Genomic DNA, 12,693 nt, shown 5'->3' with positions numbered 1-12,693 from the left:
CGTTCTATCCCAAAAACCTCCTTTTCCTCTTTACCCTCTTTCAAACTCTTAGCTTAGATTTGTTGATATGCAGGCACTACTCGATTCAATCAAAGAACTTTATACAAAATGGAAAGGCGTTGCGCCGGAGTCAGTTGACGTACTTCCACAGTCAGGCAGTGAACGTCGCTATTTCAGACTTTATGGTGATGGCAGGTCCGTGATCGGCACCTACGGTGCGAATATTCCCGAGAATGAAGCTTTTATTTATTTCTCAAGGCAGTTCAAACCGAAAGGCCTGGCTGTGCCGGAAATTCTGGCTATCAGTGAGGATGGCACATTTTATCTGCAGGAAGATTTTGGAGACGTTTCCCTGCTTAACCGCCTGGAAGCGGAAGGTTTTGCTCAACCAGTTTATGACCTCTTCAAGCGCAGCCTCGACGAGCTGGCCACCCTCCAGGTGAAAGGAGACGAAGGGTTGGACTATGATCGTACCCTGACCAATAAAGAATTCGGGAAGCAGGCGATCATGGCCGATCTCCTGTACTTCAAATACTATTTTCTGGATGCGCTCCGCAAACCGTATGACAAGCAAAAACTGATCAACGATTTCGAAGCACTGAGCAACTATCTCACCCATACAGAATACAAATATTTCATGTTCCGCGATTTTCAAAGCCGGAACATTATGGTGAAGAAAGATGGCTCTGTGCATTTCATCGACTACCAGGGCGGAATGAAAGGCGCTCCTCAATATGATGTAGCATCCATGCTATGGCAGGCCCGCGCAAATCTTACTGCCGAATGGAAAGACAAGCTGCTGGAAGAATACATGGACACCTTCGAAACACTGATCCCTTCAGGATCGCTTGACAGGATCGTATTCCGCAGCCAGTACAATGGCTATGTACTGATCAGATTGCTGCAGGTTCTGGGAGCATACGGCTTCCGCGGATTATTTGAAAGAAAGGCGCAGTTTCTTACGGCCATTCCTCTTGGGTTAAGGAATCTTAAAGAATTTTTCGAGAACCAAAGCCTTGGCATATCGGTTCCAGAATTTAAAAAGGTACTGGACCTTTGCGTCTCCGATGAGATCATACAGATGTTCACCCCGATCCAGGCAACAGATGATACACCGCTTGTAGTCAAGATCAAAAGTTTTTCTTACCGCAATGGTATCCCCGCTGATGACAGCGGCAACGGTGGAGGATTCGTATTTGATTGCAGAGGCATTTTGAATCCCGGCCGCTTTGAAAGCATGAAGTACCAGACCGGCAGAGACAAGGAAGTGAAAGATTTCCTGGAGCAACAAACTAAAATGCAGGAGTTCCTCGACAGCAGTTTTGACATCGTAGATATTTCTGTAGAAGATTATATCAAACGCGGCTTCGAAAGTCTTTCGGTAAGCTTTGGCTGTACGGGTGGTCAGCATCGCAGCGTGTATGCAGCCGATGCGCTTGCCCGTCATCTTCGCAATAAATTCAAAGTGAATATTGAACTGCAACATGTCGTTCAGGATGCAAAGAACTGGGTAAATCAAAAACCTGCTTAATTCGCGGGATTCGCGTCAAAAAATTAGCGTAACATGAAGGCAATGATCTTTTGCGCAGGTTTAGGAACACGTTTTAAACCATGGACGGATAATCATCCGAAAGCACTTGCAGTGATCAATGGCAAATCATTGCTACAAAGGAATATTGAATATTTACAACAATACAATATCACCGATGTAATTGTCAATGTGCATCATTTCCCGGAGCAGATCATTGCTATGCTGGACAGCAACAATGGCTTTGGCAGCAATATTTTCATCAGTGATGAATCTGATCTTGTACTGGAAACCGGCGGAGGATTACTGAAAGCAAAACACCTGTTTGCTCCCGGAGAAGATTTTCTGACGATCAATGTCGATATTCTTACCTCATTGAACCTTAATGCATTTCTTGCATTTCATCGAAAACAAAAAGCAATGGTGTCGCTTGCGACCAGTGGCCGCAAAAGCAGCCGCTGTTTTGTATTTGATGAAAATAACCGGCTTACAGGATGGAGAAATCTTCAGACCGGTGAAGAAAAGATCCGTGTTCAATCAAATGAGCAGCATAACCGTTCATTCAGCGGAATCAGCCTGTTCAACTATTCATTCTTTGATAAACTTCAGCTTGAAGGGAAGTTCTCGCTTGTAGACGCATACCTTTCTTTAGCTGCCGGAAATCCTATCTATGGATTTGATCATTCCGGAGATAAATGGGTGGATGTAGGGAGATTGGAAAGTGTGGCTGTGGCGGAGGAAATGTTTGAGTAAAGGAACGACGGACCGCAGACAATTCGGTTAGACATAAGCAGTCCGAAAGACATCGAAAGCATATGTATCCTCTTCATATGATCCTAACATACTGATCATATCCAACTAAATCGTCTGCGATCCTTCGTCTGTCGTTCATTCCCCAATTCTTTTTTATCTTAGACCCCACCCAATTTCAATTCATGAAGAAATTCCTGTTGCTTGTTACCCTAACGACAAATCTGTCTCTCGCCTTTGCCCAATCGAATTACGACGCCAAGGAAGCTTTCAACCCTCAATTCTATCCTTACCCTGGTAATGATTTCCGTAGCGCCAGCGGTGAACCCGGTCCCAGATACTGGCAGAACCGGGCAGATTATAAGATCAGTTGCAACCTGGACACTGCCACACACCGCGTAAGCGGAGAAGTAGAGATCAGCTATACCAATAACAGCCCGGACAACCTGAAATTCCTGTGGTTGCAGATCGATCAGAATATCTACAGGAAAGACTCGAGAGCAACCGCCACTACAACGGAAGCAGGCGGAAGATGGGCCAATGGTGAATTTACAGACGGGCAACTGATCAGATCCGTTACAGCCGACTACAACGGCAAAAAATATAATGCACAATTTACAGTCGCGGATACACGCCTTCAGATATGGTTACAGGAGTCATTGAAATCCTCCGGGGGAAAGATCAGATTGACTATTCCGTTTGAATTTACCATTCCCGAATATGGAACAGACAGGATGGGTCGGTTGAACACTCAAAACGGATGGATCTATGAAACTGCGCAATGGTTCCCCCGCTTATGCGTATACGACGATATCCAGGGATGGAATGTAATGCCCTATCTGGGAGCAGGCGAGTTCTATCTTGAATATGGAGATATCGAATTCAGTATCACCACACCTGCTGATATGATCGTTGTCGGATCAGGAGAATTACTCAACCCACAGGAATGCTTCAGCGCTGATCAACTGAAAAAGTATAATGATGCAAAGAACAGCGATAAAACAGTAACCATCCGCAGCGCCAGTGATGTTTCTGATAAAAAGATCCAGACGAAAAAGAGCAATACGTGGAAGTTCAAAATAATCAATGCACGTGATGCTGCCTGGGCAGCGTCGAAAGCTTTTATCCTGGATGCGGCCAAAATAAACTTACCGGGAGGTAAAAGATCCATGGCCATAAGCGCTTACCCCGTTGAAAGTACAAAAGACAGGAAAGGCATTGACTGGCGCCGTTCAACTGAAATGGTAAAAGCATCGATCGAGCACTACTCCGAAAAATGGTTTGAGTACCCCTATCCCGCTGCAATAAATGTGGCGGGTATTGTCGGCGGCATGGAATATCCTGGTATCGTATTCTGCAGCTCCTCTTCCGTTGGAGCATCACTGTGGGGCGTTACCGATCATGAATTCGGACACACCTGGTTTCCCATGATCGTTGGCAGCAATGAAAGGAAGTATGCCTGGATGGATGAGGGTTTCAATACATTCATCAATGACCTTTCCACTGATGCGTTTCTGAATGGACAGTTCAAAGACAAAAGTTTTATGGGAGACCCTGTTTCTCCATTTATGGTAAAATACACTTTCGGAGAAAAGATGGATGGACTCTATACAATGCCCGATGTAATGCAGCAGGACAATGTGGGTGTTGCTGCTTACATGAAACCGGCTCAGATGCTGCATCTACTCAGGGATCAGATCCTGGGGCAGGACCGGTTTGACCGCGCTTTTAAAGAATACATACAGCGATGGGCCTTCAAACATCCGACACCATGGGACTTCTTTCATACAATGGAAAATGTAGCCGGTGAAGACCTGAGCTGGTTCTGGCGCTCATGGGTACTCAACACCTGGAAGCTGGACCAATCGGTGAAAGAAGTAAAATATGTAAAAAATGATCCGGCAAAAGGCGCCATGATCACATTGGAGAACCTGGAGAAAATGCCTTTACCGGTCAGTATCCTGATCCGTGAGGTAAATGGCAAAGAGCATAAAATGAATCTGCCGGTCGAGATCTGGCAACGCGGTGCTTTGTATACGCTGAACGTTGCTGTCAGCAGCGAGATCAAAGAAGTGGTACTGGACCCGGAGAAAAAATTACCTGACTGGAACAGGGATAATAATAAATGGAAGAAGCCTTTTTAAAATTGAAGATTATAAAGCAAAAGCGCAGGGATGCCGGTCATCTTTGCGCTTTCTTATTATTTTGGGTTCGATAATGACTTTCGATATTAACCTCTATAAGTGTAACTTTTCCCCTTCGTAATTCCAGCGTTTTTTTCACGCCGGATTTTGTTTTTTCCCCCTTGTGTAGCATAATTGAAATGGGATATTTGACGGTGATACAATCCTGGTGTGCACGCAGGAAAGAAATCGAAAGATGAAACTAGCCTTACCGGATAGGGAAGTTGTGATTGTCAGTGATGCAGGTTGCTGATAACGGGCAGGTCCTGCCCTCAACTCAGATTCTGTTCATTCAGACCCAGGTGGTGGAGGCGGGGGAGGGCCCAAGGGGGAAAGTGGCGATAAGCGGCCTGGCACTAACCTTTCGGTGTTCCTGAGAACGACCGCATAAAACTCCCTCAAACCAAAACCACGAAACTCGCCATCCCCAATTCTCGCCCAATCCGCAAAAACGGCTCCGCCCTATCTACCCCTTCATAACACCTCTTTTACCCATCTGTATGTCCCCCATTTTCCCCTAGACCAACCTAACCCCCAATTCAGTCAGCACTGATTCCTCTAACACCACTCTCTCCGGCACTCCATTCTTCTTCGTCCATTTGATCAGCCTGATAAACCCATCTTCAATTTCAATTCCCGTAATATCACCATCCATAAAACAGCAACATCCGCTATTGAAATACGAAGGAAGCATCACCTGATAATCCACCGAAACCGCGGTAAACTCGCGCTCCCGTTTCTTGATCTCCGCATACAATGACGCAACTTTCTCACGGTCGCCCGCAATCTCCGCAGCCTGAAACTGCTTATACAATCTTTCTATATGCGTCAGGGATTCGAACACCGGTTGATGAGTATGCCCGGTGATCAATATTGTTTCCTTTTGCAAAGATGACCACTCATACATGATCTCATTATGCAGCGTCTTCGTTTCGTTGTTATAGGCAACTGTGTTGGAATTGATCCGCAGATAAGCCTGCAGAGGCGCCCAGATCCTTGCTACAAAAAACTTACTGAACCAGTTACCATCGCTCTGCGCATCACCCTGATGCCCATGCGTACAAAACACACTTAATGGCCGCTCATTCACTATGGCTGATAAGACCAACCCTTCGTATACTTTCACCTCTTTCCCATACAGGTTCTTTAACTGCCACCACGCAAACGGATCATTCCCCCAATAGAGATCATGATTTCCTACAACTTTTGCAAACGCATTCCGCTCCGCGAACTGTTTCTCCAGCTCAAACGTCGCTACATTATGCTTCTTTACCTTCGTCAGGCTGTTCTCCCAAAGCTCTTCACTATCGCCCAGCGAAATAAAATAAAAACCTGCGTTATTATAATGTTCAAGGGCCGCCAGGTAATTAGGCTCCGCCATCATGAAATCATCAGCGCCATCCCTGGCTCCCTTATGCTGATCAGAAAATATAATGAACCGGTTCCTGGCTTCCTCAAATTTGATCTCTATCCCCTTCTTACCAGGATTTTCCAGTATGTCTGCGTAGATCTTATCCAGTGATTTGAATATCCTGTCCCTCTGCGGCCTCGATGAAAACTTCTTTGTGGCCCAGAGCACTGGCTTGCGGAGGAGGTATTGAAGAATTCGACGCATAATTTCGTTGACCGTTGACCGTTGTCCGGGGCGCGATAATGTTAAAAGGCTTTCACCTACCAAAGCCGGTCAACGGTCAACGGACAACGGTTAACGGTTAACGGCCAACGACCCTATCTCACCGCTATCATACTGATCTCTACATTCACAAACTTTGGCAAAGCCGCCACCTGTACCGTCTCGCGGGCCGGATAATCACCTTCGAAGTATTTTCCATATACTTCATTGATCTCCCCGAATTGCTTCATATCAGTAATAAAGATGGTTGTTTTCACCACATTCTTAAAACTCATGCCGGCTGCCGTTAGGATGGCCTTCAGGTTATCCATGCAGCGGAGTGTTTCAGCTTTCACATCTTTATTGTCAAGACTACCGGTCGCTGCGTCAATACAGATCTGCCCGGAAATATATAAAGTATCACCTGCGAATATCGCCTGGTTATAAGGACCTATTGGTGCCGGGGCATTCGGAGTATTGATCACGATCTTATCCATTCTGCTGTGTTTTAAAATTTAGATCAGCGAATATAGCTTTATGCATTTTCTTTGCAAAAACTTGTCTATGCAGATCGTGGTGATCACCAACGATACACTTAAGAACGAACTACTGGCCCAAACACCTGAAAACCCAGCGGCGTTTCATTTTATCAGTCATCTGGATGAATGGCCAGATGAGATGTCGCCACGCATATGCATCGATCTTCTTTTTGATGGCAGTCCTGAGCGCAGTGCCTGGCTGCGGCAAAAGAATTGCAGGTTAACCATCGTTAATTCGGTATTGTACACACTCAATGAAACAGACACACAGTTCGTAAGAGTGAATGCGTGGACTGGATTTCTGCAAAGAAATATCGTTGAAGCAGCCGTTCTTGATGATAACCTTCATACAGAAGCCGAGCAGCTGTTTTCCTCTATAGGAAAAAGTATGGAATGGGTTCCGGATATTTGTGGTTTCCTGTCAGCAAGGGTTGTGGCAACGATCGTGAATGAAGCTTTTTATTCACTCGAAGAAGAGATCAGCAGCGAAAAAGAGATCGACACAGCCATGAAACTCGGTACCAACTATCCGTTCGGACCGTTTGAATGGGCAGCAAAGATCGGGATCAGCAACATACATGATCTGCTTAAAAAACTATCATTCGGGGAGCTTCGGTATACTCCTTGTAAATTACTGGAAAAAAAGGCTTTGGCATAATAATGGCACTCATTTTACATATAGATACAGCCGTAGAAGGCTCCTCCGTTTGTGTGGCTGAGGACGGAAGATTGACTGCCCCGGTGCTGACCACCAGTCAAAAAGATCAGTCGGGTTGGCTGCACACAAGCATCAGTGAATTAATGGAAGCAAGTAATCTGTCATTGAATCAACTGGATGCAGTGGCGGTAACGATCGGTCCGGGTTCTTATACAGGCTTGCGGGTCGGTTTATCTGCAGCGAAGGGTTTATGCTTTGCGTTGCAAACCCCATTGATCGCGATCAACACACTGGAAGTAATGGCCAGCAGTCATCAACCCGGGGACCGTAATGTCCTGATCTGTCCCATGATCGATGCCAGGAGAATGGAGGTTTTTACCGCGGTATATGATGCGTCATTGAAAGTGATAATGGCCCCTTGTGCGATGATACTGAATGGAACAAATTTTGATCAGCTTTTATCAGAACATAAAATGATTTTTTCCGGGAACGGCAGCCCGAAATGGCAAAAAGTTCTTTCAAATCCCAATGCAGAATTCTCTGATGCGGTCATGACCGCAGGCGATATGGTGCGTTTGGCAGCAAAATATTATGCAGATAAACGATTTGCTGATCTCGCATACACCGAACCCTTTTATGTGAAGGAGTTCTACTCTCCTGCACATTAGTCACTTATAAAAAAAATGTACTTCTTAACAATTTTGTTTTCAGAAAAAAGTGAGGGATGGCTAACTTTGCAGTTTAGGATTTTTTAACCGGTTATAACTATGAACAACTACATGCTTACATTGAACACAGCTCCCGACAGCGCTTCTGCCTTAAAAGTAGATTTGCTGAATGTGAAGAAGGCGTCTCTTGTTCTGAGGGCCATCAATCATAAGCTTCGTCAACAGATCCTTAAGCTGATCGACGAGTCGGGAAAAATCACCGTGACAGAGATTTATGTGAAATTAAGGCTTGAGCAATCTGTGGCCTCCCAACACCTTGCGATTCTTCGTAAGGCCGGTTTTGTGAATACCGAACGGGACGGAAAGTTTATCTACTACACGATAAATACCGCCCGAATTGAGGAGTTGAACCAATTTGTCGAATCCTTGTTGAACTAATTTAAAGTATCTCTGGTAAGGCCGCTCTTCATGAGCGGCCTTTTTCTTTGGCTGTCATCCCGGCCCAATTAAAGTACTCTTGATCAGGTGCAAAAATTAGGGGATGAGGTGTCCGGCTCATTGTACCGGTGGTCTATTCACCACAAAACTTCTGTCATTTTCCCGGGAGATCCTGTGTTTTTCCCATGGATTCTCTTTTGCCCAAAGCGATATTTACATCAGAGAAATTTCTTAGTCACCGTCATTTTCAGGACTGGTGGAGGAGGGCAGTCCTGAAAAGGGCGGTGCGTTTTTTTTATTGCATTTATGATCAAAAAAAGGAAGAATGAGATAGGAATTGTGGAATGATACAATTGAAAAAGTGGGCGACGACAGTCAAACGCAGCAATGCGGTTGCTGTCGTATGCCCATTTCTGGAAAGCGCGCGGCGGGCGAATGACCCAGCCGCGGCTGATACCTTAACCCACGCCCCGGAAAAGCATAGAGCTCCGGCACTTGCTGCACCTTTTTGCGTGATATCAACATATAGAGGTCATGGAACCTTTGGACCCTGCAACCTATTAACCTATTAAACTTTAAAACTCTAAAACGTCCCATCCCCCAATTTTTACCCCTACACGGGCACTCCTCCTCTTTCAGAAAACCAGGAGCCGGGAGAACATTTCCCCCTCCTGATTTGTATCATATATCCAGTTCCGATTAATAAAGTAAATTTGCCCTAAATATTCGTCAATCATGTTTATCAAGCAATTGTACACCGGTTGCCTCAGCGAAGCGGCCTATTACATTGAAAGTGAGGGAGAAGCTGCCGTAATAGATCCACTTCGCGATATCGATACATACCTCGACCTCGCCAATGAACGCAAGGCGACGATCAAATACATCTTCGAAACGCATTTTCATGCAGATTTTGTAAGCGGTCACCTTGATCTGGCTAAAGCCACAGACGCCCCGATCGTATATGGCCCCGGAACAACTACCGGCTTTGAAGCGCAGATCGCGACAGACGGCCAGATCTTCAGGATCGGCAAACTTACCGTTGAAGTACTGCATACTCCCGGCCATACACTTGAGTCATCCTGCTATCTGCTGAAAGATGAATCAGGCAAAGACCATTGCATTTTCACCGGAGACACGCTTTTTGTAGGAGATGTTGGCCGCCCCGACCTCGCTCAGAAAGGTTCCGAGATCACCACTTCCGATCTCGCCGGCATGCTCTACGACAGTCTTCAGGAAAAGATCGTCCCCCTGGCCGATGACGTGATCGTTTATCCGGCTCATGGCCCCGGCAGCTCCTGTGGCAAAAACCTCGGACCGGACACCTACAGTTCTGTTGGAGAAGAAAAACAATCAAACTACGCGCTGAAAGCTACAAATAGAGAGGAGTTTATCAGTGCCGTGACCGACGGCATTCCTCCTCCACCGCAATATTTCCCGATCAATGCGAAGATCAATAAAGAAGGATACGACAGCCTCGATGAAGTAATGGAAAAGGCCATGCGCCCTTTAAGTCCAAAAGATTTTAAAAAGATGATCACAGACAAAACGGTCATCCTGGACACGCGACCTTCCTCTACATTCACATCCGGCTTTGTTCCGGGATCGATCAGCATCGGGCTCGACGGCCGCTTTGCTGAATGGGCCGGAAGCTTATTGCCATTCGACGCCCCCATGTTACTCGTAGCAGAACCGGGTAAAGAAAAAGAAAGCGTCGTTCGACTGGCCCGCGTTGGCCTGGACAAAGTTGAAGGTTATCTCGACGGCGGCTATGAAGCGTGGCAGGCCAGCGGAGAAAAATCTGATCTGATCATAGATGTTGAAGCCGATGAATTAATGATGGATATTCCCTTCGATCAGAACCTGATCGTCGTTGACGTCCGTAAACCCGCAGAATATGCTGATGGCCATCTCAAACAAGCCATGAACCTGCCACTTAGTGATCTGACCGATCCAGGGAACATGGTCAACTTCGAAGACAATCACAATCTATACGTGCATTGCGCTGCTGGCTACCGCAGTGTTATTGCGTCCTCTTTACTGAAACGCCAGGGCATCCATAATCTCCGCAACATCGTCGGAGGCTGGGGCAAGATCAAAGAACAGGAAAGAGCAGAGATCGTGAAGGAGACAAGTGTGCTCAACTAAGAGAAAAGTTTAAAAGTTTAATAGTTTAAAGGTTTAATAGTTGTCCTATACTATTAAACCTTTAAACTATTAAACTTTTAAACCTCACCTCCCCCGGACTCTCACACATTCACAAACCCATTCTTTATCGCGTACATGACCAACCCAACACGGGTTTTGATATTCAGTTTGTCAAAAAGCGCATCCCGGTAGCCATCGATCGTACGCGGGCTTAAGAACATCTGCTCCGCAATTTCTTTATACGTCATTTCCGTACAAACAAGTTTCAGAAACTGGATCTCACGATCATTGAGCTGTGTCATATTTCGGATATCATTGTCTTCTTCCAATTTGTTAATGGAGTGAATAAGCTTCCCTGTTACAAGCTCTGAATAATAATACCCACGTTCCATAATAGATAAAAGAGCCGATCTCAGTTCCTGTGGTTCACAATCCTTCAGAATATATCCTTTCGCCCCCGCTTTGAACATTCGTATGACTGCATTTTCATTATCGTACATGGACAATGCCATGATCTTTATCAGTGGATACTTCTGCTTAAGCCACAGTGCAGAAGCGTAGCCGTCCATCTTTGGCATATTAATGTCAAGCAATACGAGATCAGGCAGATCATCTGAATTTATTTTCTGCTGCATCTGCTCTCCATTGTCCGCCTGGAAGATCACGGAGAACTCATCAAAGCTGTCTACAAGAGCGGCCAGACCACGACGAAGGAGAACATGATCATCAACAAGAGCGACTTTGTATTTATTTTCAGGCATCCTTATTATTTTCATGTGGTAAGAATATATTGATTGACGTGCCATTGCCCGGGCTGCTATTGAAACTGATCGATGCTCCAATCATATCTGCGCGGCTTTGCATATTGCGTGTACCTACGCCTGCATTCGGAGCTGTTACTTCAAGAAGATCCATCCCTTTCCCATCGTCGGAGATGACCATTATCAACCCCTCCGCAGTATAATTCATGTTCACTCTGATCGATTTTGGTTCGGCATGCTTAATACTATTGGTAAATGCTTCCTGTGTGATTCGAAAGAGGATGAGTTCTTTTTGTTTCGATAAGCGGTATGCATTACCGTCTACCTCCAGGACAGCACTGGCGGCTCCTGTTTTTTGTATCCGCTCCAGCTCGTACTCTATCGCACGCTGTAATCCCATTTCCTGTACATAGTCTGTATCGAGGCTGTGACTGAGATCACGGAGATCGGTGATGGCCTTGCTCACGAGCTCCTTCGAGTTAATGATCTTCTGCTCGAGAAGATCATCCTCAACAGGCAACATCGTATTAAGGTTGAGTTTAGCCAGTGTAAGTGCCTGCCCGATGTTATCATGTATTTCCTGTGAAATTGTTTTCAGGGTTTGTTCCTGGATCTCCAATTGCGTTTTTAGCAATTGTTCCTGGTACTCGAACCGCATCTGTTCTTCTTTGAGCATATAATTATTTTGCCGGATTTGTACCTTGTAATAGAACAGCAGGAAGACCGTAAATACAAGAAGAAATAAGGCTGAAGCACCGATCAGGTACCAACCAGCTTCGGTGATCGCGATGAGCATAGCATACTGATTATAATAAAGCTGTAATACAGCAGATTCCCAATGCCCGTCAGCATAATTACGATCTTCGTACTCGTTGCCTCGGCGGTGAACGATTTTAAGAATGTAGCACTGATAAATAACAGGAGGAAGAAGTTTGCAACGATCAAACCGCTGGAGAACCAGAATAGCGGATCCTGTTTAGGATGATAAACTTTTTCTTTAGCCTGCTGAAAGTATAAATATGTACATGCCAAAAGAATGATCGTTCCTGCCACGGAATTCACCAAATACGGATTGAACCCCATCGTTCCATACCGTTCCAACATGAGTGAGCTCGCCACAATTCCCGCGACACCGATCAAACCGGTCAACAGCTTCGCGCGACGTTCCTCATAAGAAAAATAGAAAATAAACAAGAATGCAATAAGCTGGATAATAAAAAAAATGTTGTAAAATAAATGCTTGGACACACCCCAATTCTGATATACTCCGAAAACAACCATCCCTTCATTAACAACCGTAATTAACAGAATAAACACAATGACGCGGTATATAACCGGTTTGATCTTTCTGAACAGTATCAAACCGGTTAGAAATGCAAGTGTTTCCAGTGCAAAAATGATATAGAACATG

General features: G+C 45.4%; 12 protein-coding genes. 7 read left to right on the top strand and 5 right to left on the bottom strand.

Annotation, left to right across the window (positions count from 1 at the left end; all coding sequences use genetic code 11):
- The first annotated feature begins 67 nt into the window (after window positions 1–67).
- The 3 genes from LZZ85_RS06540 to LZZ85_RS06530 all read left to right on the top strand — a co-directional run bounded on the left by LZZ85_RS06540 (window position 68) and on the right by LZZ85_RS06530 (window position 4,422).
- Window positions 68–1,531 (top strand): RapZ C-terminal domain-containing protein, encoded by a 1,464-nt coding sequence (locus LZZ85_RS06540; RefSeq protein ID WP_237869868.1) that lies wholly within the window; start codon window positions 68–70, stop codon window positions 1,529–1,531.
- 33 nt (window positions 1,532–1,564) lie between these two features.
- Window positions 1,565–2,281, top strand: a complete 717-nt coding sequence (locus LZZ85_RS06535) for a nucleotidyltransferase family protein (protein WP_237869866.1) — start codon at window positions 1,565–1,567, stop codon at window positions 2,279–2,281.
- A gap of 182 nt (window positions 2,282–2,463) precedes the next feature.
- Window positions 2,464–4,422, top strand: a complete 1,959-nt coding sequence (locus tag LZZ85_RS06530) for a M1 family metallopeptidase (protein ID WP_237869864.1) — start codon at window positions 2,464–2,466, stop codon at window positions 4,420–4,422.
- Window positions 4,423–4,978: 556 nt separating this feature from the next.
- Here the strand turns inward: LZZ85_RS06530 and LZZ85_RS06525 are convergent.
- Window positions 4,979–6,076 carry a metallophosphoesterase gene (locus tag LZZ85_RS06525; protein ID WP_237869862.1) on the bottom strand — a complete coding sequence of 366 codons (1,098 nt, stop codon included), beginning with the start codon at window positions 6,074–6,076 and terminating at the stop codon, window positions 4,979–4,981.
- A gap of 113 nt (window positions 6,077–6,189) precedes the next feature.
- Window positions 6,190–6,570 (bottom strand): RidA family protein, encoded by a 381-nt coding sequence (locus LZZ85_RS06520; RefSeq protein WP_237869860.1) that lies wholly within the window; start codon window positions 6,568–6,570, stop codon window positions 6,190–6,192.
- A gap of 67 nt (window positions 6,571–6,637) precedes the next feature.
- Between LZZ85_RS06520 and LZZ85_RS06515 the strand changes: the two genes are divergently transcribed.
- The 4 genes from LZZ85_RS06515 (at window position 6,638) to LZZ85_RS06500 (ending at window position 10,521) form a co-directional block, all read left to right on the top strand.
- Complete coding sequence (locus LZZ85_RS06515; protein ID WP_237870305.1) at window positions 6,638–7,270, top strand: 3-hydroxyacyl-CoA dehydrogenase family protein; 633 nt, start codon at window positions 6,638–6,640, stop codon at window positions 7,268–7,270.
- Window positions 7,271–7,272: 2 nt separating this feature from the next.
- Window positions 7,273–7,938 (top strand): tRNA (adenosine(37)-N6)-threonylcarbamoyltransferase complex dimerization subunit type 1 TsaB, encoded by a 666-nt coding sequence (tsaB, locus tag LZZ85_RS06510; RefSeq protein WP_237869858.1) that lies wholly within the window; start codon window positions 7,273–7,275, stop codon window positions 7,936–7,938.
- A gap of 99 nt (window positions 7,939–8,037) precedes the next feature.
- Window positions 8,038–8,376, top strand: a complete 339-nt coding sequence (locus LZZ85_RS06505; RefSeq protein WP_237869856.1) for an ArsR/SmtB family transcription factor — start codon at window positions 8,038–8,040, stop codon at window positions 8,374–8,376.
- Window positions 8,377–9,111: 735 nt separating this feature from the next.
- On the top strand, window positions 9,112–10,521 hold the full coding sequence (locus LZZ85_RS06500) for an MBL fold metallo-hydrolase (RefSeq protein ID WP_237869854.1): 1,410 nt from the start codon (window positions 9,112–9,114) through the stop codon (window positions 10,519–10,521).
- 101 nt (window positions 10,522–10,622) lie between these two features.
- On the opposite strand, the gene LZZ85_RS06495 is transcribed toward LZZ85_RS06500, so the two are convergent.
- The 3 genes from LZZ85_RS06495 to LZZ85_RS06485 are packed head-to-tail and all read right to left on the bottom strand — an operon-like array spanning window position 10,623 to window position 12,692.
- Window positions 10,623–11,297, bottom strand: a complete 675-nt coding sequence (locus tag LZZ85_RS06495; RefSeq protein ID WP_237869852.1) for a response regulator transcription factor — start codon at window positions 11,295–11,297, stop codon at window positions 10,623–10,625.
- The gene (locus LZZ85_RS06490; protein ID WP_237869850.1) at window positions 11,275–12,078 is read right to left on the bottom strand and encodes a sensor histidine kinase; all 804 of its coding nucleotides are present in this window, start codon (window positions 12,076–12,078) and stop codon (window positions 11,275–11,277) included. The genes LZZ85_RS06495 and LZZ85_RS06490 overlap by 23 nt, the downstream gene beginning before the upstream one ends.
- The gene (locus tag LZZ85_RS06485) at window positions 12,042–12,692 is read right to left on the bottom strand and encodes a hypothetical protein (RefSeq protein WP_237869848.1); all 651 of its coding nucleotides are present in this window, start codon (window positions 12,690–12,692) and stop codon (window positions 12,042–12,044) included. The genes LZZ85_RS06490 and LZZ85_RS06485 overlap by 37 nt, the downstream gene beginning before the upstream one ends.
- Window position 12,693 lies beyond the last annotated feature (1 nt).

Source organism: Terrimonas ginsenosidimutans, from assembly GCF_022012415.1.
In the GTDB taxonomy this organism is placed as follows: Bacteria; Bacteroidota; Bacteroidia; order Chitinophagales; family Chitinophagaceae; genus Terrimonas_A; species Terrimonas_A ginsenosidimutans.
The sequence above is the reverse complement of the archived record's forward strand: the minus strand, read 5'-3'. Positions and strand labels throughout refer to the sequence as shown.